At 69.2% G+C, this 25,950-nt stretch carries 24 protein-coding genes and 1 tRNA gene; 15 read left to right on the top strand and 10 right to left on the bottom strand.

Translation table 11 applies throughout. The features are described from left to right. Positions 1-27: 27 nt before the first annotated feature. The 5 genes from BX283_RS21370 to trxA all read left to right on the top strand — a co-directional run bounded on the left by BX283_RS21370 (position 28) and on the right by trxA (position 4,890). Entirely contained in the window at positions 28-1,755 is a 1,728-nt protein-coding gene (locus BX283_RS21370) for a protein kinase family protein (protein WP_101389165.1), read from the top strand. A gap of 50 nt (positions 1,756-1,805) precedes the next feature. Then, a complete protein-coding gene (sigM, locus tag BX283_RS21365) occupies positions 1,806-2,519 on the top strand; it encodes an RNA polymerase sigma factor SigM (protein WP_101389164.1) in 714 nt (237 codons plus the stop codon). Then, positions 2,516-3,442: an anti-sigma factor gene (locus BX283_RS21360; RefSeq protein ID WP_101389163.1), complete on the top strand. Its 927-nt coding sequence runs from the start codon at positions 2,516-2,518 to the stop codon at positions 3,440-3,442. The genes sigM and BX283_RS21360 overlap by 4 nt, the downstream gene beginning before the upstream one ends. A gap of 105 nt (positions 3,443-3,547) precedes the next feature. Continuing rightward, positions 3,548-4,510 (top strand): thioredoxin-disulfide reductase, encoded by a 963-nt coding sequence (trxB, locus tag BX283_RS21355; protein WP_101389162.1) that lies wholly within the window; start codon positions 3,548-3,550, stop codon positions 4,508-4,510. A gap of 47 nt (positions 4,511-4,557) precedes the next feature. Continuing rightward, on the top strand, positions 4,558-4,890 hold the full coding sequence (gene trxA / locus BX283_RS21350; RefSeq protein WP_101389161.1) for a thioredoxin: 333 nt from the start codon (positions 4,558-4,560) through the stop codon (positions 4,888-4,890). 100 nt (positions 4,891-4,990) lie between these two features. Here trxA and BX283_RS21345 read toward each other — a convergent pair whose 3' ends face one another. From BX283_RS21345 to rpmH, 9 genes are all read right to left on the bottom strand, one after another. Further along, on the bottom strand, positions 4,991-5,608 hold the full coding sequence (locus tag BX283_RS21345) for a GNAT family N-acetyltransferase (protein ID WP_101389160.1): 618 nt from the start codon (positions 5,606-5,608) through the stop codon (positions 4,991-4,993). Between the two features lie 331 nt (positions 5,609-5,939). Then, positions 5,940-7,043 carry a ParB/RepB/Spo0J family partition protein gene (locus BX283_RS21340; RefSeq protein ID WP_101389159.1) on the bottom strand — a complete coding sequence of 368 codons (1,104 nt, stop codon included), beginning with the start codon at positions 7,041-7,043 and terminating at the stop codon, positions 5,940-5,942. Next, positions 7,040-8,119: a ParA family protein gene (locus BX283_RS21335; protein ID WP_101389158.1), complete on the bottom strand. Its 1,080-nt coding sequence runs from the start codon at positions 8,117-8,119 to the stop codon at positions 7,040-7,042. Before BX283_RS21335 ends, BX283_RS21340 begins: the two co-directional genes overlap by 4 nt. Positions 8,120-8,399: 280 nt before the next feature. Continuing rightward, complete coding sequence (rsmG, locus tag BX283_RS21330) at positions 8,400-9,119, bottom strand: 16S rRNA (guanine(527)-N(7))-methyltransferase RsmG (protein ID WP_101389157.1); 720 nt, start codon at positions 9,117-9,119, stop codon at positions 8,400-8,402. A 110-nt stretch (positions 9,120-9,229) separates the two neighbouring features. Further along, positions 9,230-9,739 (bottom strand): R3H domain-containing nucleic acid-binding protein, encoded by a 510-nt coding sequence (locus BX283_RS21325; protein WP_101389156.1) that lies wholly within the window; start codon positions 9,737-9,739, stop codon positions 9,230-9,232. Between the two features lie 14 nt (positions 9,740-9,753). Then, positions 9,754-11,040, bottom strand: coding sequence for a membrane protein insertase YidC (yidC, locus tag BX283_RS21320; RefSeq protein WP_101389155.1), 1,287 nt, complete (start codon positions 11,038-11,040; stop codon positions 9,754-9,756). A gap of 3 nt (positions 11,041-11,043) precedes the next feature. Then, positions 11,044-11,379 (bottom strand): membrane protein insertion efficiency factor YidD, encoded by a 336-nt coding sequence (gene yidD, locus BX283_RS21315; RefSeq protein ID WP_101389154.1) that lies wholly within the window; start codon positions 11,377-11,379, stop codon positions 11,044-11,046. Next, the gene (gene rnpA, locus BX283_RS21310; RefSeq protein ID WP_101389153.1) at positions 11,376-11,747 is read right to left on the bottom strand and encodes a ribonuclease P protein component; all 372 of its coding nucleotides are present in this window, start codon (positions 11,745-11,747) and stop codon (positions 11,376-11,378) included. Before rnpA ends, yidD begins: the two co-directional genes overlap by 4 nt. Before the next feature lie 18 nt (positions 11,748-11,765). After that, complete coding sequence (gene rpmH / locus BX283_RS21305) at positions 11,766-11,903, bottom strand: 50S ribosomal protein L34 (RefSeq protein ID WP_006381191.1); 138 nt, start codon at positions 11,901-11,903, stop codon at positions 11,766-11,768. Positions 11,904-12,288: 385 nt separating this feature from the next. On the opposite strand from rpmH, the gene dnaA reads away from it, so the two are divergent. The 9 genes from dnaA (at position 12,289) to BX283_RS21255 (ending at position 24,902) form a co-directional block, all read left to right on the top strand. Further along, positions 12,289-14,070 (top strand): chromosomal replication initiator protein DnaA, encoded by a 1,782-nt coding sequence (gene dnaA / locus BX283_RS21300; RefSeq protein WP_101389152.1) that lies wholly within the window; start codon positions 12,289-12,291, stop codon positions 14,068-14,070. 985 nt (positions 14,071-15,055) lie between these two features. Next, positions 15,056-16,186: a DNA polymerase III subunit beta gene (gene dnaN, locus BX283_RS21290; protein WP_101389151.1), complete on the top strand. Its 1,131-nt coding sequence runs from the start codon at positions 15,056-15,058 to the stop codon at positions 16,184-16,186. A gap of 120 nt (positions 16,187-16,306) precedes the next feature. Then, complete coding sequence (gnd, locus tag BX283_RS21285; protein ID WP_101389150.1) at positions 16,307-17,185, top strand: phosphogluconate dehydrogenase (NAD(+)-dependent, decarboxylating); 879 nt, start codon at positions 16,307-16,309, stop codon at positions 17,183-17,185. A 43-nt stretch (positions 17,186-17,228) separates the two neighbouring features. Next, positions 17,229-18,350: a DNA replication/repair protein RecF gene (gene recF, locus BX283_RS21280; protein ID WP_101389149.1), complete on the top strand. Its 1,122-nt coding sequence runs from the start codon at positions 17,229-17,231 to the stop codon at positions 18,348-18,350. Continuing rightward, positions 18,347-18,898 (top strand): DUF721 domain-containing protein, encoded by a 552-nt coding sequence (locus BX283_RS21275; protein WP_101389148.1) that lies wholly within the window; start codon positions 18,347-18,349, stop codon positions 18,896-18,898. Before recF ends, BX283_RS21275 begins: the two co-directional genes overlap by 4 nt. A gap of 415 nt (positions 18,899-19,313) precedes the next feature. Further along, complete coding sequence (gene gyrB / locus BX283_RS21270; protein WP_101389147.1) at positions 19,314-21,377, top strand: DNA topoisomerase (ATP-hydrolyzing) subunit B; 2,064 nt, start codon at positions 19,314-19,316, stop codon at positions 21,375-21,377. A 44-nt stretch (positions 21,378-21,421) separates the two neighbouring features. Next, a complete protein-coding gene (gene gyrA / locus BX283_RS21265) occupies positions 21,422-24,034 on the top strand; it encodes a DNA gyrase subunit A (RefSeq protein ID WP_101389146.1) in 2,613 nt (870 codons plus the stop codon). Between the two features lie 87 nt (positions 24,035-24,121). Then, positions 24,122-24,718 carry a DUF3566 domain-containing protein gene (locus BX283_RS21260; RefSeq protein WP_257583378.1) on the top strand — a complete coding sequence of 199 codons (597 nt, stop codon included), beginning with the start codon at positions 24,122-24,124 and terminating at the stop codon, positions 24,716-24,718. 110 nt (positions 24,719-24,828) lie between these two features. Continuing rightward, positions 24,829-24,902: transfer RNA gene (locus BX283_RS21255), tRNA-Ile, on the top strand. A gap of 205 nt (positions 24,903-25,107) precedes the next feature. Here the strand turns inward: BX283_RS21255 and BX283_RS21250 are convergent. Further along, the gene (locus BX283_RS21250) at positions 25,108-25,473 is read right to left on the bottom strand and encodes a DUF6344 domain-containing protein (protein ID WP_101389144.1); all 366 of its coding nucleotides are present in this window, start codon (positions 25,471-25,473) and stop codon (positions 25,108-25,110) included. 211 nt (positions 25,474-25,684) lie between these two features. Here BX283_RS21250 and BX283_RS41060 point away from each other — a divergent pair, with 211 nt between their 5' ends. After that, the gene (locus BX283_RS41060) at positions 25,685-25,819 is read left to right on the top strand and encodes a DLW-39 family protein (protein ID WP_003958712.1); all 135 of its coding nucleotides are present in this window, start codon (positions 25,685-25,687) and stop codon (positions 25,817-25,819) included. The last annotated feature ends 131 nt before the right edge of the window (positions 25,820-25,950 follow it).

The following is a 25,950-nucleotide window of genomic DNA, read 5'->3' as shown; positions in this document are numbered from 1 at the left end:
GCAACGGATGGGGAGGCAGGAACGACGGTGGCGGAACGTAGCACGGCTGCCGTCGACGTGGCCGACAACAGCGGCGACAACCCGCTGACCGCCAAGGCGGACGCGGCCACGACCGACGGGGTGGCGGAATCCATCGACACGGCAGACACGGCGGAGCAGGGCCCGGGCGACACGGGCGGTGAACGCAAGCCCACCGAGCCCACCATCGCCACACCGGAGCTGCACAGCGGCCACAAGCTCGCCAGACGCTACCGGCTCGAAGAGTGCGTCACCCGTCTGGACGGTTTCAGCAGCTGGCGTGCGGTCGACGAAAAGCTCCGCCGCGCCGTCGGGGTCCATCTGCTCCCGGCGGACCACCCGCGGGCGCGTTCCGTGCTGGCGGCCGCCCGCTCGTCGGCGCTCCTGGGGGACCCCCGCTTCGTCCAGGTCCTGGACGCGGTGGAGGAGAACGACCTCGTCTACGTGGTCCACGAGTGGCTGCCGGACGCCACCGAGCTGACCGCGCTGCTGGCCCTGGGCCCGCTGGAGGCGCACGACGCCTACCAGCTGGTCACGCAGGTCTCCCAGGCCATGGCGGCGGCCCACCGCGAGGGCCTCGCGCATCTGCGCCTGACCCCCGGCGCGGTCCTGCGGACCTCCTCGGGGCAGTACCGCATCCGCGGCCTCGCGGTGAACGCCGCGCTGCGCGGCATCACCTCCGACACCCCCCAGCGGACCGACACGGAGGCGATCGGCGCGCTGCTGTACGCCTCGCTGACCCAGCGCTGGCCGTACGAGAGCGATGCCTACGGCCTGCACGGACTGCCCAAGGGCGTCGGCCTGATCGCTCCCGACCAGGTGCGCGCGGGCGTCCACCGGGGCCTGTCCGAGCTCGCCATGCGGGCGCTGGCCAACGACGGCGCCACCGCCTCGCGCCAGGAGCCGGCCTGCACCACGCCGGACGAGCTGGTCAAGGCCGTCTCGGCGATGCCGCGGATCCGCCCGCCGGAGCCCGCGTTCACCGCGCCGCCCGAGTACCAGCGCACCACCTACCAGCAGGGGACCTACGGCCGTCCGCCCGCGGGCCCGCACCCGGCGGTCACCCAGGTCGTGCAGGCCCCGCCGCCCGCGCTCCAGGGCCGTACCGGCAAGGCGATCAAGTGGGCCGTCTCGGCGCTGCTGATCGCCGCGCTCGGGCTCGGCAGCTGGCAGCTCGCGGACTCGCTCCTCGGCCACGACAAGGGCTCCGGCGAGTCCGGGACGTCCCAGCAGCCGAACAAGGGCGACGGCGACAAGCCGAAGGCGCCGGTGCCGCTGCGGATCCAGGGCGCGGAGGAGTACGCCCCGGACGGCAAGCCGCAGAACGCCAAGGACGTGGGCAACACCTACGACAGCAGCACCTCCACGTACTGGCGCTCCAAGAGCTACAAGGGCGGCCCCAAGCTCGCTCCGTACAAGGAGGGCGTGGGCATCGTCTACGACCTCGGGTCCGAGAAGGACGTCTCGGCGGCCTCGATAGCGCTCCGGTACGGCGGCGACCACACGACGCTGGCGCTGTACGCGGCGGACTCCATGTCGCCGAGCGCGCCGGTCGAGTCGATGAAGCAGATCGCCACCACGACTACGAGTGGCACCGCGGCCGCCCTCAAGGCGACGAAGCCGGTGAAGACCCGCTATGTGGTTCTGTGGATCACGGCGGCCCCGTACGCGCCGAACGACGAATTCAGCGACTCGGGTTACAAGCAGGCCATAACGGACGTGAAGTTCACCGGCTGATCCGGACGGTCCACCAGGAAGATCCGACAGCGCGGGGAGGGGGCTCACCGTTGGACGACGCCACCTACGGCGACGCGAGCGACCAGGACCTGCTGGCCCGCCATGTCGACGGTGACCCCGACGCGTTCGGCGAGCTCGTCCGCCGTCACCGGGACAGACTCTGGGCGGTCGCCCTGCGGACGCTGGGCGACCGCGAGGAGGCCGCCGACGCCGTCCAGGACGCCCTGGTGTCGGCCTACCGGGCCGCACACACCTTCCGCGGCCAGTCGGCCGTCACGACGTGGCTGCACCGCATCACGGTGAACGCCTGCCTCGACCGGGCCCGCAAGGCGGCGTCCCGCAAGACGTCACCGGTGGACGACGCGGAGCGCCTGGAGCTGCTTCTGGAGCCCCACGAGTCGGCCGAGGCCCCGGCGGAGCGCCAGGACCTCCAGCGGCAGCTGGTGAAGGCACTGGGCACGCTCCCGGCCGAACAGCGCGCCGCCCTGGTCCTCGTCGACATGCAGGGCTATCCGGTGGCGGAGGCTGCCGAGGTCCTCGACGTGCCCGTGGGGACGGTGAAGAGCCGCTGCGCCCGGGGCCGGGCGCGGCTGCAACCCCTGCTCAGTCATCTGCGCGGGGATACCGGCGATACCGGGGATAGCCAGGAGCGCGGTGGGGGAAGGAACCGGACGCCGGGGACATCCGTCCCACCTGCGTCGGGACCAAGGGACGCAGGACCGAATGATCCTGCTGCTGTGAAGGGCGGAGGTGGGCGCACGTGACATCCACGGCCGACATGACTCAGCACCCGGACGTCTCGGAGATCTCCGACCTCCACGAGGGCCTGCTGCCCCCTTCCCGTACCGCCGACGTACGCCGCCACCTGGACGTCTGCGACCTCTGCGCGGACGTCCACGCCTCGCTGACGGAGATCCGCGAGCTGCTCGGCACCCTGCCCGGGCCGCCGCGCATGCCCGCCGACGTCGCGGGCCGGATCGACGCGGCGCTGGCCGCCGAGGCCCTCCTCGACGCCACGGCGCCCCCGCAGGCAGCCATGCCCGTCGGGGCGACCGCGGTATCCGTCGCAGCCGAGACGGCCGACGACGCGGCGCGTGTTTCACGTGAAACATCGCTCGGCTCCGCCCCTGCCGACGCTCCCGCGGCGGACCGCCCGGCGGGGCGCCCCCGGGCCGCCACCGGACCCGGCCGTCCCCGCACCCCCCGGCGCCGCCGCACGGCCGTACTCGGAGCCGTCTTCGGCGCCGCGGCGATCGGGGTGAGCGTCTTCCTGGTGCAGACGCTCCAGTCGTCCGACGATCCCCACGCCGGGAAGTCCGACGCCGCCGTCTTCTCGGGTTCCCCCCTCGCCGGGCAGGTGCAGAACCTGCTCTCCTCCCGGCCCGCCTCGGAGAGCGCCGGGACCTCCCCGTCGGGCAAGAAGCCGGACCTCGGCGTCACGTCCAACGCCCCGCTGCGTGCCGGCGTCCCCGTGCCGCCGTGTGTCCAGGCGGGCACCGGCCGAACCTCGGAGCCACTCGCCGCCGAGACCGGCGATTACCAGGGCACCCATGCCTACCTCATCGTCCTTCCGCACCCCACGGACAGCACACAGGTCCAGGCGTACGTCGTCGACGCGAGCTGCGAGACCGCCGCGCCCGGCGCCAAGGGCAAGCTGCTGCTGACCCACGCCTATCCCCGTCGGTGAGACATCCCGGGAATGCTCGCCCCGTAGGATCCGTTGGGTGGGGTGAGAGTCCTGGACCGGGCCCCGGTAGGCAGTAGGCAGTCCGCAGAGACGAGGAAGAAACCCGTGAGCGACGTCCGTAACGTGATCATCATTGGCTCCGGGCCGGCCGGCTACACGGCCGCGCTCTACACCGCGCGTGCGTCGCTTCAGCCGCTGGTGTTCGAGGGCGCCGTCACCGCTGGTGGCGCGCTGATGAACACCACCGAGGTGGAGAACTTCCCCGGCTTCCGCGACGGGATCATGGGCCCCGACCTCATGGACAACATGCGGGCGCAGGCCGAGCGGTTCGGCGCCGAGCTGCTCCCGGACGACGTCGTGGCCGTCGACCTCAGCGGCGACATCAAGACCGTCACGGACACCGCCGGCACCGTCCACCGCGCCAAGGCCGTGATCGTCACCACCGGCTCCCAGCACCGCAAGCTCGGCCTGCCGAACGAGGACAAGCTCTCCGGGCGCGGTGTCTCCTGGTGTGCCACCTGTGACGGGTTCTTCTTCAAGGACCAGGACATCGCCGTGGTCGGCGGCGGCGACACCGCGATGGAGGAGGCGACCTTCCTCTCGCGCTTCGCCAAGTCGGTCACCATCGTCCACCGCCGTGACAGCCTGCGTGCCTCCAAGGCGATGCAGGAGCGCGCCTTCGCCGACCCGAAGATCAAGTTCGCCTGGGACAGCGAGGTCGCCGAGATCCACGGCGACCAGAAGCTCTCCGGTCTGACCCTGCGCAACACCAAGACCGGCGAGACCTCCGAGCTGGCGGTCACCGGCCTCTTCATCGCCGTGGGCCACGACCCGCGCACCGAGCTCTTCAAGGGCCAGCTCGACCTGGACGACGAGGGCTACCTCAAGGTCGCGGCGCCCTCCACCCGCACCAACCTCACCGGTGTCTTCGGCGCCGGTGACGTGGTGGACCACACCTACCGCCAGGCGATCACCGCCGCCGGTACCGGCTGCTCCGCCGCTCTCGACGCCGAGCGCTTCCTGGCGGCGCTCGCGGACGACGAGAAGGCCACCGCGGCCGCCGTCTGAACCATCTGACCTCCCTCCCCCCTCACCCCACCCGCAAGGAGACTGCCGTGGCCGGCACCCTGAAGAACGTGACCGACGCCGACTTCGACGAGGTCGTCCTCAAGAGCGACAAGCCCGTGCTCGTCGACTTCTGGGCCGCGTGGTGCGGCCCGTGCCGCCAGATCGCCCCGTCCCTGGAGGCCATCGCGGCGGAGCACGGCGACCAGATCGAGATCGTCAAGCTCAACATCGACGAGAACCCGGGCACTGCCGCCAAGTACGGCGTGATGTCCATCCCGACCCTGAACGTCTACCAGGGTGGCGAGGTGGCCAAGACCATCGTCGGCGCCAAGCCGAAGGCCGCTCTTCTGCGCGACCTCGACGGCTTCATCGACGCGTAAGTCCCAGCCGCGTTGTTTCACGTGAAACAACGCCACGGGCCCGGACCCCTCAGGGGTTCGGGCCCGTTCGCTTTTCTCCTGCCGCCCAGGCAGGCGCGCTCTACAGCGGCCGCAGGGCGGGCTCCTTCTGGACGGCTCCCAGCAGCCGGTCCAGGGCCAGCTCGACGTCTTCCTTCCAGGAGAGCGTCGTCCTCAGCTCCAGCCGCAGCCGGGGATGCCGGGGGTGCGGCCGTACGGTCTTGAAGCCCACCGCCAGCAGATGGTCGGCGGGCAGCACACACGCGGGCTCGTGCCACCGGGCGTCCCCGAACGCCTCAATGGCCTTGAAGCCCCGGCGCAGCAGATCCTTGGCGACCGTCTGCACCATCACTCTCCCCAGCCCCTGGCCCTGGTACCCGGGCATGATCCACGCCGTTATCAGCTGCACCGCGTCGGGGGACACCGGGCTGGTCGGGAACGCAGTGGAGCGCGGCACATACGCGGGCGGGGCGTAGAGGACGAAGCCCACCGGCACCTCGTCTACGTAGACGACCCGGCCGCAGGAGCCCCACTCCAGGAGCACCGCCGATATCCAGGCTTCCTTTTCGAGCTCGGGCGTCCCCGCCTTTATCGCGGCCTCTCCGCTGACGGGGTCAAGTTCCCAGAAGACACAGGCGCGGCAGCGCTTGGGAAGGTCCGGAAGGTTGTCCAGCGTGAGCGGTGCAAGCCGACGCCCCATGAAGGCTGTTCCTCGCTTCCCTCGCCTGCCACCCCCTGGGCGGCAGCCAGCGCACTCCGTTCCCGGAGGAGGCCGCCAACGAACCCGCCGACCGCCCCGAGGCCCAGCCCCGCTGTCACCAGTCGGGTACGGCTCACCGTTCGCATGGCTCCCCGCCCTCCCTCCGAAGTGGCCCAAGGTGGATGTGCCATACCAGAACGCATCGTATCCACCCATCGCCGGTGCGGATACCGCACAACAGCAAAGTGCGGGCTGTGTTCCTGTATGCATCGGAACACAGCCCGCCCTTCACGACAACTGCCGTGGCTCAGACGGTGAGTGGGTCACCGGCTCAGGCTTCGTCGCCCTCCTCGGACTCCTCGGCGAGACCCTTGTTGAGGACCCGTCCCTCGCCCGGGGCGAGGGTGCCGAGGATCCGCTCCAGATCGTCCATCGAAGCGAACTCGACGACGATCTTTCCCTTCTTCTGACCGAGGTCGACCTTCACCCGTGTCTCGAAGCGGTCCGAGAGCCGGGAGGCCAGATCGGAGAGCGCGGGCGCCAGCCGGGTCCCGGCGCGCGGGCCCTTCGCCTTGGCGGCGCTCTTGGGCTCCGAGTTCAGCAGGGTCACGATCTCCTCGACGGCCCGTACCGAGAGCCCCTCGGCCACGATGCGGTGCGCCAGCCGGTCCTGCTCGTCCGAGTCGTCGACGGAGAGCAGCGCCCGGGCGTGGCCCGCCGAGAGGACCCCGGCCGCCACCCTGCGCTGAACCGGCGGCGAGAGCCGCAGCAGGCGCAGGGTGTTGGAGACCTGCGGGCGTGAGCGACCGATGCGGTCGGCCAGCTGGTCATGGGTGCACTCGAAGTCCCTCAGCAGCTGGTCGTACGCCGCCGCCTCTTCCAGCGGATTCAGCTGGGAGCGGTGCAGGTTCTCCAGGAGGGCGTCCAGGAGCAGCTTGTCGTCGTCCGTGTCCCGCACGATCGAGGGGATCCGTTCCAGACCCGCCTCACGGCAGGCCCGCCAGCGCCGCTCGCCCATGATGAGCTCGAAGCGCTCGGGCGCCAGCTGCCGTACGACGACGGGCTGGAGCAGCCCGACCTCCTTGATGGAGGTGATGAGCTCGGCGAGGGCGTCCTCGTCGAACACCTCACGAGGCTGGCGCGGGTTGGGCGTGATCGAGTCCAGCGGCAGCTCCGCGAAGTACGCCCCCGCGGGCGCCTTCAGCTGTGGCGCCGCCGGCTCGGGCGCCTGGACCGGCACCGATGTTTCACGTGAAACAGGAGCCGTGGCGAGCGTGGCCACCTTCGCCGCCGCCACCCCGCGCTCCGCCGTCAGCACCGGCACCGCCGCCGGGGACGTGGAAGCCGTCCCCATCGAGGGTGCGGGCTTCTCCTGCGGGGCGGCGGGGATCAGCGCACCGAGCCCGCGCCCCAGACCTCTACGTCGCTCACTCACTGGATCCCCTCCGACATGCTGTGCTGGTTGTTCTGAATGCCCGCGGGGATGTGCGTCGTCGGGTCGTAGTTGATGCCGACCCCGCGCAGTGCGATCTCGCGGGCGGCTTCGAGATACGAGAGCGAGCCGCTGGAGCCCGGGTCATAGGTGAGCACGGTCTGGCCGTAGCTCGGAGCCTCCGAGATACGGACCGATCGCGGGATGCTCGTCCGCAGGACCTCATGGCCGAAGTGGCTGCGCACCTCGTCGGCCACCTGGGAGGCGAGCCTGGTCCTGCCGTCGTACATGGTGAGCAGGATCGTCGAGACATGCAGTGCGGGGTTGAGATGCCCTCGCACCAGATCGACGTTCCGCAGCAGCTGGCCCAGCCCTTCCAGCGCGTAGTACTCGCACTGGATGGGGATCAGGACCTCGGCACCGGCGACGAGCGCGTTGACTGTGAGGAGCCCCAGGGACGGCGGGCAGTCAATCAGGATGTAATCCAGCGGCTGCTCGTACGCCTGGATGGCGCGCTGCAGCCGGCTCTCCCGTGCCACCAGCGACACCAGCTCGATCTCCGCACCGGCCAGGTCGATCGTGGCCGGGGCACAGAAGAGGCCCTCCACGTCCCGGACCGGCTGGACGACCTCGGAGAGCGGTCTGCTCTCCACCAGGACGTCATAGATCGAGGGGACCTCGGCATGGTGGTCTATCCCCAGCGCGGTGGAGGCGTTGCCCTGCGGGTCGAGGTCGACGACCAGAACCCGGGCACCGTGCAGCGCCAGGGAGGCGGCGAGATTGACCGTGGTGGTGGTCTTTCCCACGCCGCCCTTCTGGTTGGCGACCACCATGATGCGTGTCTGCTCAGGCCGGGGCAGTCCCTCGCCGGCACGGCCGAGAGCTTCCACCGCCAGCTGGGCAGCACGACCGATGGGGGTGTCGTCCATCGGGGGCGGTGTTTCACGTGAAACATCCTCCCCCGCCGACTCGGTACGGGGACCGGGGACCGGATCGGTCATCGGTCCCGCGATGTTGGCGTCGGACCGCAAGGATTCACTCTCCTCGACTTCAGGCTCGCAATGCACAGAGCCTGCCATGCTTTCGGGGTCGTGAACCAGCGAGGCCCGTTCTTCTGTGGATGAATCCACCTCTGTGGACAACTCCGTAGCCCGTGAAGGGGACTCCAGGGCCCCGCCCAAGGGCTTGCGGTCGCGCGGCGCGGCATTACGGCCGCGGCTGATGATTCCATGCAGCAGAGAGCGACGTTTCACGTGAAACACGATGCACGCGCCCTGCGGTCAGATCGTTACGACACTCCGAAATGCGTACGTATCGCGCCTTCTATGGAGCATCCGCCCCTCGGCGGGCCCCCGCGGGTCAGCGGCGGCGCCTGGTACGGCCGGTCCTGGCGGCCTTGGCGCGCTTGGCGGCGAACCTCACACCGCCCGGGCTCTCCCCGACCTCGACCCGCACGACCGTGGACATCGGGTCCACGATGCCCTCGCCGACATGCAGCACTGAGGTGTTCACCACACCGAGCTTGCTCAGCGCGGCCCGCGCACCCAGGAGCTCCTCCTCGGCGGTGTCGCCCTTGAGCGCCAGCATCTCGCCGTAGGGGCGCAGCAGCGGAACGCCCCACCCGGCCAGCCGGTCCAACGGGGCCACCGCACGGGCCGTGACCACGTGCACCGGCTGCACCTTGCCCAGCATCTCCTCGGCCCGGCCGCGCACCACGGTCACATGGTCCAGACCCAGCAGCTCCACGACTTCCTGAAGGAAATTGGTGCGCCGCAGCAGCGGCTCAAGGAGCGTGATCTTCAGATCCGGGCGCACCAGCGCGAGCGGGATACCAGGCAGACCGGCCCCGGAGCCGACGTCGCAGACCGTGACGCCCTCGGGGACGACCTCGGAGAGCACGGCGCAATTGAGCAGATGGCGCTCCCAGAGGCGGGGCACCTCGCGCGGACCGATCAGACCGCGCTTGACTCCCGCGTCCGCGAGCAGCTCGGCGTACCGGACGGCCTCCGGAAAGTACTCGCCGAATACCGCGCGCGCCTCTTCGGGCGCCTGGGGAAGCTCTGCTGCTGCCTCCGTCACGGGGGACCGTCCTTCCATACCGCGCTTCCCGCGCTGGGGTGGCTGACTATCAGGCTGACAAAGATCGGCCCCGCCTGCGAACAGACGGGGCCGAACAAGCAAGGAACCGCTCAGGCGGGGAGCACGACGACGAAGCGCTGCGGCTCCTCGCCCTCGGACTCGCTGCGCAGACCGGCGGCGGCGACCGCGTCGTGCACGACCTTGCGCTCGAACGGCGTCATGGGCTGGAGCTTGACCGGCTGGCCGGAGTTCTTGACCTCGTCCGCGGTCTTGGCACCCAGCTCGGCCAGCTCCGTGCGCTTCTTGGCCCGGAAGCCGGCGATGTCGAGCATCAGACGGCTGCGGTCGCCGGTCTCCCGGTGCACGGCCAGTCGCGTCAGCTCCTGGAGCGCCTCCAGCACCTCACCGTCACGGCCGACGAGCTTCTGCAGGTCACGGCTGCTGGAGTCGCTGATGATCGAAACCGCGGCACGGTCCGCCTCGACGTCCATGTCGATGTCGCCGTCCAGGTCGGCGATGTCGAGCAGGCCCTCAAGGTAGTCGGCGGCGATCTCCCCCTCCTGCTCCAGGCGGGACAGGGTGTCGACACCCTCGGCGGCCGGGGTGGTGCCTTCCGTCACGGATGGACTCCTTCTTACTTCTTGGACGGGTGCTTGGGCCGCTGCTGACCCTTGCGCTGTCCGGACTGGGCCTTGCTGCGTGCGGTACCGGAGGCCGGCTTGGCGGCCGGCTTGGACTTGGCGTCCTGCGGCGCGTCCTGCTTCGCCCCGGAGTCCTCGTCCGACGTGCCCTTGTCCAGCGAGGTCTTCGCCGGTGCCTCGGCGTCGGCCGTGCCCTGCTGGGCGGCCGCACCGGACTGGCGCTGGGCCTTGGTCTGGCGCTTGGGCTGCTGCCGCTTGGGCCCGCTGCCCTCCGCCTCGGCCACAGTGGTCTCGCTCTTCACCACGGAGCCGTCGGCCTGGGCCGCGAAGCCCTGCTTGGCCAGGCCGGTGATGAACTTGCGCTCGTTGTCGTTGCGGTCCGGGCCCTTGGCCACGATCGCCTGGACCACGGCGCGACGGCGCTTGCCCCGGACGTCGCTGTGGGCGGCGATGCTCTTGCTCAGCCGCTCCAGGTAGCTGGCCTGCGCCTTCGAGCCCGGCGTCGGGTTCTGGTTGATCACGTACATCTGCTGGCCCATGGTCCACACGTTGGTGGTCAGCCAGTAGACGAGGACACCGACGGGGAAGTTGATGCCCATCACGGCGAACATGACCGGGAAGACGTACATCAGCATCTTCTGCTGCTGCATGAACGGCGTCTTCACCGAGAGGTCCACGTTCTTCGTCATCAGCTGGCGCTGGGTGAAGAACTGCGAGGCGGACATCATCACGATCATGATCGCGGTCACGACGCGGACGTCGGTCAGCGTGGCGCCGAGAGCGTCGACCTTGGAGGCGCTGTCGGTGAACTTGGCCGCCAGCGGAGCGCCGAAGATGTGGGCGCTACGCGCGCTGTCGAGCAGCGACTGGTCGATGACACCGACCTTCTTGTTGTTCGCGATGTTGCTGAGCACGTGGTACAGCGCGAAGAAGAAGGGCGACTGGGCGAGGATGGGAAGGCACGAGGAGAGCGGGTTGGTGCCCGTCTCCTTGTACAGCTTCATCATCTCTTCGGACTGACGCTGCTTGTCGCTCTTGTAGCGCTCCTGGATCGCCTTCATCTTCGGCTGGAGCGCCTGCATGTTCCGGGTCGACTTGATCTGCTTCACGAAGAGCGGGATCAGACAGATCCGGATCAGCACCACCAGGGACACGATGGACAGTCCCCAGGCCCAGCCCGTGTCCGGACCGAAGATCGCGCCGTACAGCCGGTGGAACTGGACGATGACCCAGGAAACAGGGGTGGTGATAAAGCTGAACAGACTGGCAATCGTGTCCACTAATCAGGCTCCTTGAGCATTGGGCGAGGTCTCTGCGGCCGGGCTGGGCTCGGTCTCGGCGGCAAAGTGCCCGCCCTTGTCGCCGCGCCAGGCATTGCGCAGCGCCTCGTGCCAACGAGGGCGCTTGCGTTCGGGGACGTAGTCCACGCCGCCCGGCGACCACGGGTTGCACCGCAGAATGCGCCAGGCGGTCAGTGCCGTGCCCTTCACCGCGCCATGCCGGTCAATGGCCGTGAATCCGTAGTGGGAACACGACGGGTAGTACCTGCAGACGGGCCCGAGCAGCGGGCTGATCGTCCACTGGTACAGCTTGATCAGGGCCAGCAGCGGGTACTTCATCGCGCACCCCCTCCCAGCAACCGCTGGAGAGCGGCGTCCAGGTCTCGGGCCAGATGTGCATGATCGGCATCGCCCGCGCCGGGCAATGCTCGTACGACCACCAGGCTACCGGGGGGCAGCTGGGACAGCCGATCGCGCATCAGATGGCGAAGCCTTCGCTTCACCAGGTTGCGGACGACCGCTACGCCCACGGCCTTGCTGACGACGAAACCCGCACGCGTCGGGGGAGCGCTCTCCCCAGGCGCGTGCGGGTCCGTTGCACCGCTGCGTAGATGGACGACGAGGAGCGGGCGACCGGCCCGGCGTCCTCGGCGTACCGCGGTCGCGAAGTCTTCGCGCCGCCTCAGCCGATTCTCGGTAGGCAGCACGTCATGACCTGTATGCGATTAGGCGGACAGGCTGGCGCGGCCCTTGCCACGGCGGTTCGCGAGGATGGCGCGGCCGGCACGGGTACGCATCCGCAGGCGGAAGCCGTGGGTCTTGGCGCGACGACGGTTGTTCGGCTGGAAGGTGCGCTTGCTCACTCGGGGGCTCCAGAAATGATTCGGTGGTGGCGGGACATCGCCTGGCTGTCACCGTGCGCCCACGAGAAGCTCGCAGTTTCGCGAAGCTCGCAATACGCCCGAGTGCACCGCTTCACGATCACAGACCGTGATCTTTGCCCATCGGAGGCAGGCGGCAGCAGCCATCGACAACTCGACCTGGTTACGGTACGCGCGACTACGCCATCCGGTCAAACCAGCCCCTCCGCGGGGCCCACTGTGCACAGCCTGTGGACAACAACTTGAACCACGTCAGTCGCCGCGACTACCTTGGCTCGACCGCGACCTTTTCCTTTCTGTCCTTGCCTGTCCTTCCATCCCGTCCCGAGAACCACACATTCGTGGGACCTGCGAGAGAGCGTGCCTTGTGGCTGACGTACCTGCCGATCTTGCCGCAGTGTGGCCACGAGTGCTGGAGCAGCTCCTCGCGGAGGGCCAGCAGGGCATCGAGCCCAAGGACAAGCAGTGGATCGAGCGCTGCCAGCCGCTCGCCCTGGTCGCCGACACCGCGCTGCTCGCCGTCCCCAACGAGTGGGGCAAGCGCGTCCTGGAGGGCCGGCTGGCGCCGCTGATCAGCGACACGCTCAGCCGTGAGTGCGGCCGCCAGATCCGGATCGCGATCACCGTCGACGACTCCGTGGGCGAGCCCCCCGGCGGCGGCCCGCAGTCCGCGCCGCCCCAGCAGCAGCCCCCGCGCTACCAGGACGACGCCTACGGCCGCCCGGCCGACGACGGCCTGCCGACCGTGCGCCCCGCCTACCCGGACTACCAGCAGCAGCGCCCCGAGCCCGGCGCCTGGCCGCGCGCCCAGGAGGACCTGTCCTGGCAGCAGCAGCGCCTGGGCGGCTTCCAGGAGCGCGACCCGTACGCGACCGCCCGCCCGCAGCAGCCGCAGCACGACTACCGGCAGCCGCAGATGCCCGAGCGCCCGCCGTACGAGCAGCAGTCGCAGCCGTACGAGCAGCAGCGCCAGGACCGGCACGAGCGCCATGAGCGGCACGACCTCCCCGAGCCGCAGGCCCCGCAGCACCATGGCGGCCCGCAGCCCGGCGGCGCCCAGCGTCCGATGGGCGGCCCCTCGTCGTCCTCGGCGCAGCCCGGCGGCCCCGGCGAGCCGCACGCGCGCCTCAACCCCAAGTACCTCTTCGACACGTTCGTCATCGGTTCCTCGAACCGGTTCGCGCACGCGGCGGCCGTCGCCGTCGCCGAGGCACCGGCCAAGGCGTACAACCCGCTCTTCATCTATGGGGAGTCGGGCCTTGGCAAAACGCATCTGCTGCACGCCATCGGGCACTACGCCCGCAGCCTCTACCCCGGCACGCGCGTGCGCTATGTGAGCTCCGAGGAGTTCACCAACGAGTTCATCAACTCGATCCGCGACGGCAAGGGCGACACCTTCCGCAAGCGGTACCGGGACGTGGACATCCTTCTGGTCGACGACATCCAGTTCCTGGCGAGCAAGGAGTCGACGCAGGAGGAGTTCTTCCACACGTTCAACACGCTCCACAACGCCAACAAGCAGATCGTGCTCTCCTCCGACCGGCCGCCCAAGCAGCTGATGACGCTGGAGGACCGGCTGAGGAACCGTTTCGAGTGGGGTCTGACCACCGATGTGCAGCCGCCCGAGCTGGAGACGCGTATCGCGATCCTCCGTAAGAAGGCGGTGCAGGAGCAGCTCAACGCTCCGCCGGAGGTGCTGGAGTTCATCGCGTCCCGGATCTCGCGCAACATCCGCGAGCTGGAGGGCGCGCTGATCCGGGTGACGGCGTTCGCGTCGCTCAACCGGCAGCCGGTGGACCTGGGGCTCACCGAGATCGTACTGAAGGACCTGATCCCCGGCGGCGAGGACTCGGCGCCCGAGATCACGGCCGGCGCGATCATGGCGGCGACCGCCGACTACTTCGGGCTCACCGTCGAGGACCTGTGCGGATCCTCGCGCAGCCGGGTCCTGGTGACGGCACGCCAGATCGCCATGTACCTGTGCCGTGAGCTCACCGACCTCTCGCTGCCGAAGATCGGGGCGCAGTTCGGCGGCCGCGACCACACGACGGTGATGCACGCCGACCGCAAGATCCGCGCGCTGATGGCCGAGCGGCGCTCCATCTACAACCAGGTCACCGAGCTCACCAACCGCATCAAGAACGGCTGAGCCGACCGCTCACACCGCCTCAGAGGGCGCCCGGGACACCGTCCCGGGCGCCCTTTGCTGTCGCTCTACGCGCGCGTGGAGCCGCTGCCCGGGAGCAGTGGTGTCAGCGCGAATGCCCCGTCGCCCACGCGCGCGTGGAGCCTCCCTGCGGCGTTCTCCGGCACCGCTCGAAGCCTCGCCACAGCGCCGTTCCGCCCCTGTGCACGGCCCGCCGCGACCTGTCCGTACGGCTCGCTCCGGCCTCGGGTGTTCGAATACGCGCCGGTCAGAGGGGGTTCTCCACAGATCCGGGGACTTTTCCCCGTCCACACCCTGGGGACTGTTCAGTTGTCCAGATTGCTTCCACAGGCCGACGCCCTGATACTCCATCACCCCAGGTCAGATACTTGTGGATTTGTGCGTGAGCGCGCTCCACAGGCTGTGGATGAATTCTCTGTCCACAGCCTGTGGTCAAAGTTGTCCACCGGCGGCCCACAGGCTGAGGCCTGTTGCCCACAGCTTCTCCACAGCGCTGTCCACTGTTCGGCAACGCAACACCCTCCATCACCGTGCCGAGTGAAAGGCGTCACACCAACGAGGCCGGTTGGGCTGTGGGGAACGTGGGTAAAGCTGGGGACAGCTCTGGGGAGAAGTGGGCCCTGCCTGTGCATCGGGTGTGCAGAACTTTCGGGTGTCCACAGAACCGGTGAGTTGTCCACCGGCTCCACCCACAGGCGCGGTGGACAAAAAACCGGGTCTGACCTGCGAAAACGGGGTTATCCACGGTTTCCACAGGCCCTACTACTACTCCCACTTAGAGTTAGCTAGGTTTCCGCTTCGAAGTGGGGCCTGTGCACAACTCGAGCCCGGCGGCTCCCGGACCTCTCGGCACGACTTGACCCCGACTCGCACCGAGTGTCAGCGGCGTACGTCAGACTGGTCCCCGGCGATACAGCCGACGACGAAAGCCAGCAGGGCGAGCCAGCAACAGCAGGAGGCGGTTCCGGTGAAGATCCGGGTGGAGCGCGATGTTCTCGCGGAGGCGGTGGCGTGGGTGGCCCGCAGCCTCCCGGCCCGTCCGCCCGCGCCCGTCCTCGCGGGCCTTCTTCTGAAGGCTGAGGACGGCGCCCTCAGCTTCTCCAGCTTCGACTACGAGGTCTCGGCGCGGGTCTCGGTCGAGGCCGAGGTCGACGAGGACGGCACGGTGCTCGTCTCCGGCCGCCTGCTCGCCGACATCTGCCGTGCCCTGCCCAACCGCCCGGTGGAGATTTCCACAGACGGTGTACGGGCGACGGTGGTCTGCGGCTCCTCCCGCTTCACCCTCCACACCCTGCCTGTGGAGGAGTACCCGGCGCTGCCGCAGATGCCGACCGCCACCGGCACCGTTCCCGGTGAGGTCTTCGCCTCCGCCGCCGCCCAGGTCGCCATCGCCGCCGGGCGCGACGACACCCTGCCCGTGCTGACCGGCGTCCGGATCGAGATCGAGGGCGACACGGTCACCCTGGCCTCGACCGACCGCTACCGCTTCGCGGTCCGCGAGTTCCTGTGGAAGCCGGAGAACCCGGACGCCTCCGCGGTCGCCCTGGTGCCCGCCAAGACGCTCCTGGACACCGCCAAGGCCCTGACCAGCGGTGACACGGTCACGCTCGCCCTGTCGGGCTCGGGCGCCGGTGAGGGCCTGATCGGCTTCGAGGGCGCCGGCCGCCGCACCACCACCCGGCTGCTCGAAGGCGACCTGCCGAAGTACCGGACGCTGTTCCCGACCGAGTTCAACTCGGTGGCGGTGATCGAGACCGCCCCCTTCGTCGAGGCCGTCAAGCGCGTCTCCCTGGTCGCCGAGCGCAACACGCCGGTCCGCCTCAGCTTCGAGCAGGGCGTGCTCATCCTGGAGGCCGGTTCCAGCGACGACGCACAGGCTGTGGAAAGGGTCGACGCCAACCTGGAGGGCGACGACATCTCGATCGCCTTCAACCCGACCTTCCTGCTCGACGGCCTGAGCGCCATCGACTCCCCGGTCGCCCAGCTCTCCTTCACCACGTCGACCAAGCCGGCGCTGCTGAGCGGCAAGCCCGCGCTCGACGCCGAGGCGGACGACGCGTACAAGTACCTGATCATGCCGGTGCGTCTCTCCGGCTGATCCACCCGGCTGACCTGCGGGGCCACGTTCGTCTGAGCGGCCGACCCCACAGGTGTGTGCCCGTGTCCGGGCGTAGTCTCGGACACGGGTACGAACGCCACAACGTCAAAGGATCATGTGATGGAGCTCGGTCTCGTCGGCCTCGGCAAGATGGGCGGCAACATGCGCGAGCGGATTCGCCGCGCAGGCCACACCGTCATCGGTTACGACCGCAACCCGGACGTCGCCGATGTCCACAGCCTCGAAGAGCTTGTGGGCAAGCTCAAGGGCCCGCGCGTCGTCTGGGTGATGGTCCCGGCCGGTGCCGCGACCCAGTCGACCATCGACGAGCTGGCCGAGCTGCTCTCCCCCGGCGACGTGGTCGTCGACGGCGGCAACTCCCGCTGGACCGACGACGAGAAGCACGCCGTCGAGCTGGGCCTCAAGGGCATCGGCTTCGTCGACTGCGGCGTCTCCGGCGGCGTCTGGGGCCTGGAGAACGGCTACGCGCTGATGTACGGCGGCGACGCCGAGAACGTGGCGAAGGTCCAGCCCATCTTCGACGCGCTCAAGCCCGAGGGCGAGTTCGGCTCGGTCCACGCGGGCAAGGTCGGCGCCGGCCACTTCGCCAAGATGGTCCACAACGGCATCGAGTACGCGATGATGCAGGCGTACGCCGAGGGCTGGGAGCTCCTGGAGAAGGTCGACTCCGTCACCGACGTCCGCGAGGTCTTCCGCAGTTGGCAGGAGGGCACGGTCATCCGTTCCTGGCTGCTGGACCTGGCGGTCAACGCCCTCGACGAGGACGAGCACCTCGACCAGCTGCGCGGCTTCGCCGCGGACTCCGGCGAGGGCCGGTGGACCGTGGAGGCGGCCATCGACAACGCCGTGCCGCTGCCCGCGATCACCGCGTCGCTGTTCGCGCGGTTCGCGTCCCGGCAGGACGACTCCCCGCAGATGAAGATGATCGCGGCGCTGCGCAACCAGTTCGGCGGCCACGCGGTCGAGTCCAAGAAGTAATCCACAGGCTGTTGGCAGGGCCGGGGGAGGTCGGCGCACCACCATGCACGTCACGCATCTCTCGCTGGCCGACTTCCGCTCGTACGCCCGGGTCGAGGTTCCGCTCGACCCGGGCGTCACCGCTTTCGTGGGCGCCAACGGCCAGGGCAAGACCAATCTCGTCGAGGCGGTCGGCTATCTGGCGACCCTCGGCAGCCACCGCGTCTCCTCGGACGCGCCGCTGGTGCGGATGGGCGCCGAGCGGGCGATCATCCGCGCGGCCGTGACCCAGGGCGAGCGCTCCCAGCTGATCGAGCTGGAGCTGAACCCGGGCCGCGCGAACCGGGCCCGTATCAACCGTTCCTCGCAGGTCAGACCCCGTGACGTGCTGGGGATAGTGCGGACCGTGCTGTTCGCGCCGGAGGATCTGGCGCTGGTCAAGGGCGACCCGGGCGAGCGCCGGCGGTTCCTGGACGAGCTGGTCACCGCGCGCTCCCCGCGCATGGCGGCCGTGCGCTCCGACTACGACCGCGTCCTCAAGCAGCGCAACACCCTGCTGAAGTCCGCGGCGATGGCCCGACGCCACGGCGGCCGTGGCATGGACCTGTCGACGCTCGACGTGTGGGACCAGCATCTGGCGCGGGCGGGCGCGGAGCTGCTCGCCCAGCGCCTCGACCTGATCGCGACGCTCCAGCCGCTCGCCGACAAGGCGTACGAGCAGCTGGCGCCCGGCGGCGGCCCGGTCGCGCTGGAGTACCGCCCCTCGGCGCAGGGCGAGGCCGTCGCCCGTGAGGACCTGTACGGCCAGCTCATGGCCGCGCTCGCCGACGTACGCAAGCAGGAGATCGAGCGGGGCGTCACCCTGGTCGGGCCGCACCGCGACGACCTGCTGCTCAAGCTCGGCCAGCTGCCCGCCAAGGGGTACGCCAGCCACGGCGAGTCCTGGTCGTACGCGCTGGCGCTGCGGCTCGCCTCGTACGACCTGCTGCGGGCCGAGGGCAACGAGCCCGTGCTGGTCCTGGACGACGTCTTCGCGGAGCTGGACGCCCGGCGCCGCGAACGACTGGCGGAGCTGGTGGCCCCGGGCGAGCAGGTGCTGGTCACGGCGGCCGTGGACGACGACGTGCCGGGCGTCCTCGCGGGGGCGCGGTACGAGGTCGCCGCCGGAGAGGTGGCGCGGGTATGAGCGAGCACTCCGGTAACGAGACGCCGGTTCCCAAGGTTCCCGAGTCCTCCGGCGTCGACCTCGCGCGCGTGGCGCTGCGCGCCGCCAAGGAGCAGGCCAAGGCGAGGGGCGCCGCCGCGCAGCAGAAGAAGCAGGCCCGCCGTGGCGGAGGCCTGCGCTCCGGCGCCCGGGCGGACGGGCGCGACCCGCAGCCGCTGGGCGCCGCGATCAACCGGCTGATCACCGAGCGCGGCTGGGAGACCCCGGCCGCCGTCGGCGGCGTGATGGGCCGCTGGCCGCAGATCGTCGGCGACGACCTGGCCAACCACTGCGTCCCGCTGCGCTACGACGAGGACCCCGACGAGCGCGTGCTCACGGTGCAGTGCGACTCCACGGCGTGGGCGACCCAGCTGCGGCTGCTCGCGCCCCAGCTGGTGGCCCGGCTGAACGCGGACCTGGGCCATGGCACGGTCCGGATGATCAAGGTCCTGGGGCCGGGCGGCCCGCCCACGCGCTACGGGCGCCTGCGGGCCCCGGGCAGCACGGGGCCCGGCGACACCTACGGATGAGGTGGGGCGGGGCCGTGCGTCGTCCCCGGCCTCGCCGTCCCCCGCCGCGCACCGCCCTGCGGCATACCGTCCTGGCCGTCGAGGACCCTCGCGCGCCAGGAAACCGGGCGGTACGGGTGAGGCGTCCCTCACGGTAGCCGGAGGTTGACAGGCCGAAGCGCTGAACGCCCGTGTGAGGCTCTTAGAGCCCCTGCCCGGATATGGGGAGTCGGCAGCCGCCCGCTCAGGGCGGCACATGCGGACTCAGGTACCGGCAAACCCCCATTCATGTCGGCGCTACCGGTAGACTGGTCAATAATCCCGCCCTCCTCGCGGGACCCACCGAAAGACGCGGTCGGGTGTTGCCGCCACGGCACCGCCCGGCGCTGACCATCGCTGAACGACGCAGCTGCTCCTGCCTGCCCAGGAGAAGGCTGTGCTGTGCCAGAAAGGGCGCTTCGTGGCCGATTCCGGCAACCCCAACGAGAACACCCCGTCCACTGTCGTCGGCGAGAACGGCGAGGTCACATCCTCGTACGACGCCAGCGCGATCACCGTCCTCGAAGGCCTGGACGCGGTTCGTAAGCGCCCTGGTATGTACATCGGCTCGACCGGTGAGCGTGGTCTGCATCACATGGTGCAGGAAGTCGTCGACAACTCCGTCGACGAGGCCCTGGCCGGGCACGCGGACACGATCGACGTGACGATCCTGGCCGATGGCGGCGTCCGCGTGATCGACAACGGTCGCGGCATCCCCGTGGGCATCCACCCGGTGGAGAAGAAGCCGGCCGTGGAGGTCGTGCTCACCGTGCTGCACGCGGGTGGCAAGTTCGGCGGCGGCGGCTACGCCGTCTCCGGCGGTCTGCACGGCGTCGGTGTCTCCGTGGTGAACGCCCTCTCGACCAAGCTCGCCGTCGACATCAAGACGGACGGCTACCGCTGGACGCAGGAGTACAAGGGTGGCGCCCCGACCGCGCCGCTCGAGCGGCACGAGGCCACGAACGAGACGGGCACCTCGGTCACCTTCTGGGCCGACGGCGACATCTTCGAGACCACCGAGTACTCCTTCGAGACGCTCGCGCGGCGCTTCCAGGAGATGGCCTTCCTCAACAAGGGCCTGACGATCAAGCTGACGGACGAGCGGGAGTCGGCGAAGGCCGTCTCCGGGGCGGACTCGGCAGACGAGTCGGAGGACCAGCAGGCGCTCACGGTCTCGTACCACTACGAGGGCGGCATCGTCGACTTCGTGAAGTACCTCAACTCGCGCAAGGGCGAGCTGATCCACCCGACCGTGATCGACGTGGAGGCCGAGGACAAGGAGCGCATGCTCTCGGCCGAGATCGCGATGCAGTGGAACTCTCAGTACAGCGAGGGCGTTTACTCCTTTGCGAACACCATCCACACGCACGAGGGGGGTACGCATGAGGAGGGATTCCGCGCCGCGCTCACGGGCCTGGTCAACCGGTATGCCCGGGACAAGAAGCTGCTGCGCGAGAAGGACGACAACCTCTCGGGTGAGGATATCCGCGAGGGTCTGACGGCGATCATCTCGGTCAAGCTGGGTGAGCCGCAGTTCGAGGGCCAGACGAAGACGAAGCTGGGCAACACCGAGGCGAAGACGTTCGTCCAGAAGGTGGTGCATGAGCACCTGACCGACTGGTTCGACCGGAATCCCAACGAGGCCGCGGACATCATCCGCAAGGCCATCCAGGCGCAGACGGCACGTGTCGCGGCCCGCAAGGCGCGCGATCTGACCCGCCGCAAGGGTCTGCTGGAGAGCGCCTCTCTTCCCGGCAAGCTCTCCGACTGCCAGTCCAACGACCCGACGAAGTGCGAGATCTTCATCGTCGAGGGTGACTCCGCCGGTGGTTCGGCGAAGTCCGGGCGCAACCCGATGTACCAGGCCATCCTGCCGATCCGCGGCAAGATCCTGAACGTCGAGAAGGCCCGTATCGACAAGATCCTGCAGAACACCGAGGTCCAGGCGCTGATCAGTGCGTTCGGTACCGGGGTCCATGAGGACTTCGACATCGACAAGCTCCGCTATCACAAGATCATCTTGATGGCGGACGCCGATGTCGACGGCCAGCACATCAACACCCTGCTGCTGACCTTCCTTTTCCGCTTCATGCGCCCGCTGGTCGAGGCCGGACACGTGTACCTGTCACGCCCGCCGCTCTACAAGATCAAGTGGGGCCGGGACGACTTCGAGTACGCCTACTCCGACCGTGAGCGCGACGCGCTCGTGGAACTCGGCAAGCAGTCGGGCAAGCGGATCCGCGAGGACTCCATCCAGCGCTTCAAGGGCCTGGGCGAGATGAACGCCGAAGAGCTGCGCATCACCACGATGGACGTCGAGCACCGCGTCCTGGGCCAGGTCACCCTGGACGACGCGGCCCAGGCCGACGACCTGTTCTCGGTACTGATGGGCGAGGACGTCGAGGCACGGCGCTCGTTCATCCAGCGCAACGCCAAGGACGTCCGCTTCCTCGACATCTGAGTCGGTCTGTCGCTGACCGCTTCGAAAGGACTTGAGAACCAGCAATGGCCGACGAGAACACTTCCGCGACCACTGAACCCACCGAGGAAGAACCTGTACTGCGCATTGAGCCCGTCGGGCTCGAGACGGAGATGCAGCGCTCCTACCTCGACTACGCGATGTCCGTCATCGTCTCGCGCGCGCTGCCGGACGTCCGGGACGGCCTGAAGCCCGTCCACCGCCGTGTGCTGTACGCGATGTACGACGGCGGGTACCGGCCCGAGAAGGGCTTCTACAAGTGCGCCCGCGTCGTCGGCGACGTCATGGGCACGTACCACCCGCACGGCGACTCCTCGATCTACGACGCGCTCGTCCGCCTCGCCCAGCCCTGGTCGATGCGGATGCCGCTGGTCGACTCCAACGGCAACTTCGGTTCCCCGGGCAACGACCCGGCCGCCGCCATGCGGTACACCGAGTGCAAGATGATGCCGCTGTCCATGGAGATGGTCCGCGACATCGACGAGGAGACCGTCGACTTCCAGGACAACTACGACGGCCGCAACCAGGAGCCGACGGTCCTGCCGGCGCGCTTCCCGAACCTGCTGGTCAACGGCTCCGCCGGTATCGCCGTCGGTATGGCCACCAACATCCCGCCGCACAACCTGCGCGAGGTCGCGGACGGCGCCCAGTGGTTCCTGTCGCACCCCGAGGCCTCGCACGAGGAGCTCCTGGACGCGCTGATCGAGCGCATCAAGGGCCCCGACTTCCCGACCGGCGCCCTCGTGGTCGGCCGCAAGGGCATCGAGGAGGCGTACCGCACCGGGCGCGGCTCGATCACCATGCGCGCGGTGGTCGCGGTCGAGGAGATCCAGAACCGCCAGTGCCTGGTGGTCACGGAACTTCCGTACCAGACCAACCCCGACAACCTGGCGCAGAAGATCGCCGACCTGGTCAAGGACGGCAAGGTCGGCGGCATCGCCGACGTCCGGGACGAGACCAGCTCCCGTACCGGCCAGCGCCTGGTCATCGTGCTCAAGCGGGACGCGGTCGCCAAGGTCGTCCTCAACAACCTGTACAAGCACACCGACCTCCAGACGAACTTCGGCGCCAACATGCTGGCGCTCGTCGACGGCGTGCCGCGCACGCTCTCGCTGGACGCGTTCATCCGCCACTGGGTGACGCACCAGATCGAGGTCATCGTCCGGCGCACCAGGTTCCGGCTGCGCAAGGCCGAGGAGCGGGCCCACATCCTGCGCGGTCTGCTCAAGGCGCTCGACGCGATCGACGAGGTCATCGCGCTGATCCGGCGCAGCGACACCGTCGAGGTCGCGCGCGAGGGCCTGATGGGCCTGCTCTCCATCGACGAGATCCAGGCCAACGCGATCCTGGAGATGCAGCTCCGCCGGCTCGCCGCCCTGGAGCGGCAGAAGATCGTCGCCGAGCACGATGAGCTCCAGGCGAAGATCAACGAGTACAACGCGATCCTCGCCTCGCCCGAGCGCCAGCGCCAGATCATCAGCGAGGAACTGGCCGCGATCGTCGAGAAGTTCGGCGACGACCGGCGCTCCAAGCTGGTGCCCTTCGACGGTGACATGTCCATCGAGGACCTGATCGCCGAAGAGGACATCGTCGTCACCATCACCAACGGCGGCTACGTCAAGCGCACCAAGACCGAGGACTACCGCTCGCAGAAGCGCGGCGGCAAGGGCGTGCGGGGCACCAAGCTGAAGCAGGACGACATCGTCGACCACTTCTTCGTCTCCACCACCCACCACTGGCTGCTGTTCTTCACCAACAAGGGCCGCGTCTACCGGGCCAAGGCGTACGAGCTGCCGGACGCCGGACGGGACGCGCGCGGCCAACACGTGGCGAACCTGCTGGCCTTCCAGCCGGACGAGAAGATCGCCCAGATCCTCGCCATCCGCGACTACGAGGCGGCGCCCTATCTGATCCTGGCCACCAAGGGCGGCCTGGTGAAGAAGACCTCGCTCAAGGACTACGACTCGCCCCGTTCGGGTGGCGTCATCGCCATCAACCTGCGGGAGACCGCGGACGGCGCCGACGACGAACTGATCGGCGCGGAGCTGGTGTCGGCCGAGGACGATCTGCTGCTCGTCAGCAAGAAGGCGCAGTCCATCCGCTTCACGGCGACGGACGACGCCCTGCGCCCGATGGGCCGCGCCACCTCGGGCGTCAAGGGGATGAGTTTCCGCGAGGGCGACGAGCTGCTCTCGATGAATGTCGTCCGGCCCGGTACTTTCGTGTTCACCGCCACCGACGGCGGGTACGCGAAGCGGACCCCCGTCGACGAGTACCGCGTCCAGGGTCGCGGTGGCCTCGGTATCAAGGCCGCCAAGATCGTCGAGGACCGGGGCTCGCTGGTCGGTGCGCTGGTGGTCGAGGAGACGGACGAAATCCTCGCCATCACGCTCGGCGGTGGTGTGATTCGTACGCGAGTCAACGAGGTCAGGGAGACGGGCCGTGACACCATGGGCGTCCAACTGATCAACCTGGGCAAGCGCGATGCCGTCGTCGGTATCGCTCGTAACGCCGAGGCCGGTCGCGAGGCTGAAGAGGTCGACGGTCCCGAAGGGACCGAGATCGACGCGGCCGAGGGCGAGTCTGCCGAGGCCGCAGTCGAGGGCACGGAGCCTTCGGCCGGTGAGCACGAGGAGTAAAGCGTGAGTGGAGCCACGGGCGCCGGATCGGCCGCTTCCGGAGCGAACGGTGCCCGTGGCCCTGCCGCGGACTCCCAGGGGGTAACGGTGACCGACACTCGCGGGCCCAAGGCCCGGTCCGACTACGAGGGACACGCCGCCGGGGCACTGCCCGGCGAGCGCGACAAGCCCGCCTCGGGCCCCGCGCAGCCGTACCACCCGCCGCAGGCCTACCCGACGTCCCAGAACGGGACGCAGGGCGGCCAGCAGCGCGGCGGCGGCTCGTCGTCCGCCGCGATCCGCCGGCCCCGCACAGGGGCCCGTACGACACCGCGTACGCGCAAGGCACGGCTGCGGGTGGCCAAGGCCGACCCGTGGTCGGTGATGAAGGTCAGCTTCCTGCTCTCCATCGCGCTGGGCGTGTGCACGGTGGTGGCGTCGGCGGTGCTGTGGATGGTCATGGACGCCATGGGCGTCTTCTCGTCGGTGGGCGGGACCATCAGCGAGGCCACCGGCTCCAACGAGTCCAACGGCTTCGACCTGCAGTCCTTCCTGTCACTGCCGCGCGTGCTGATCTTCACCTCGGTGATCGCGGTCATCGACGTGGTGCTCGCCACCGCGCTGGCGACGCTCGGCGCGTTCATCTACAACCTCTCGGCCGGTTTCGTGGGCGGCATCGAGCTCACGCTGGCCGAGGACGAGTAAGCGCAGGTAGCCGCAGTTCAAACGGGGGACGGCTATCGATTTTGGGACTGGCCCCCACGTGCGCTAATCTTCAGAGGTCAGCGCGCGGGGGACATCCCGCAGAGCGCGGCGGGGCTATAGCTCAGTTGGTTAGAGCGCATCCCTGATAAGGATGAGGCCACAGGTTCAAATCCTGTTAGCCCCACAGTGCAGAAGGTCCCCGGACGAGAGTCCGGGGACCTTTTCGTTGTGCCGTGCGGTCCTCGTGCCGCGCCGTCCTCATGCCGTGCGACCCCCGTGTCATGGGGTCCTCTCGTGTACGTACTACGTACGTACACGAAGAAGCCCGGCAACTCGGGGGAGTCGCCGGGCTCGTGGCTCGCAAGCTCGGGCAGGAGCTGGGAGAGCGGTCAGGGTGTGGCCACCAGGTCTCCGTCGTCCCGGGAGGGCGTCTCGTCACCGGTCGAGCCCCCTGCTCCGTCGCCGCCCTCGTTCTCGTCGTGGGCTCCGGGCAGGTGCCGGGTCGACGGCGAGGAGCCGTGGGCCTCGGCGCGGATGCGCTGCTTCATCGTGGGAGGCAGTGCCGAGGCACTGGGCAGGGCCCAGCGCACGTTCGGCGTCTCGGGGAGCAGCTTTTCGCCGCGGTGGTGCGCGGCGGCCTGCTGCGGTACGGAAGCGGCCGCGGTGGCCTGGCCGGTCAGGCCGAGGGAGGCGAGGAGGGCGACGAGCGCGCCGATGAGTGCGGTCCACCACGTCGTGAGCTTGCTGGTTGCCATGACTTCCTCGCTTCTGGGTCGTTCTTCAGGTGCCCGATTTGCGTTGGATCTCATGATGTGCACCAGCGCCGCAGAGCGAGGGGGCGACGCACCGTTATGGGCGGATCTTCCGATGAACTGCACTCGGATGGACCATCACCGATTGGTATCGATCGGTGTGTATAGTCGGGCGGCAGAGGTCCCTTACGTCAAGGAAAGACGAGGTCGCGCGGTGAAGAAGCTCCTCCTGGTCGCACTGGCCGCCATCGGCGGGCTCCTCGTGTACCGCCAGATCCAGGCGGATCGCGCCGAGCAGGACCTGTGGACGGAGGCGACCGACTCCGTGCCCGCAGGTTCGGGTGTGTGAGCCCCACAGAGTCCAAGTTGCAGAGCCCCGGCCGCCGACGCGGCCGGGGCTCTGTGCTGTCATGTGCCCGGGGCAGTCGTCCCCACGGGTTCACCTGCGCAAATCAATGGCTTGCAGAAGCAAAATTGAAG

Source organism: Streptomyces sp. TLI_146 (assembly GCF_002846415.1).
Lineage (GTDB): Bacteria > Actinomycetota > Actinomycetes > Streptomycetales > Streptomycetaceae > Streptomyces.
Note: the sequence above shows the minus strand (reverse complement) of the source record. Positions and strands in the feature narration are given on the sequence as shown.

Coding starts and splice junctions, on each gene's coding strand:
- BX283_RS21345 (WP_101389160.1), bottom strand. CDS start 5,608: ATGGGGCGTCGGCTTGCACCGCTCACGCTGGACAACCTTCCGGACCTT.
- BX283_RS21335 (WP_101389158.1), bottom strand. CDS start 8,119: ATGGCAGGCTCTGTGCATTGCGAGCCTGAAGTCGAGGAGAGTGAATCC.
- yidD (WP_101389154.1), bottom strand. CDS start 11,379: ATGAAGTACCCGCTGCTGGCCCTGATCAAGCTGTACCAGTGGACGATC.
- gnd (WP_101389150.1), top strand. CDS start 16,307: ATGGAGCTCGGTCTCGTCGGCCTCGGCAAGATGGGCGGCAACATGCGC.
- recF (WP_101389149.1), top strand. CDS start 17,229: ATGCACGTCACGCATCTCTCGCTGGCCGACTTCCGCTCGTACGCCCGG.
- BX283_RS21275 (WP_101389148.1), top strand. CDS start 18,347: ATGAGCGAGCACTCCGGTAACGAGACGCCGGTTCCCAAGGTTCCCGAG.
- gyrA (WP_101389146.1), top strand. CDS start 21,422: ATGGCCGACGAGAACACTTCCGCGACCACTGAACCCACCGAGGAAGAA.
- BX283_RS21250 (WP_101389144.1), bottom strand. CDS start 25,473: ATGGCAACCAGCAAGCTCACGACGTGGTGGACCGCACTCATCGGCGCG.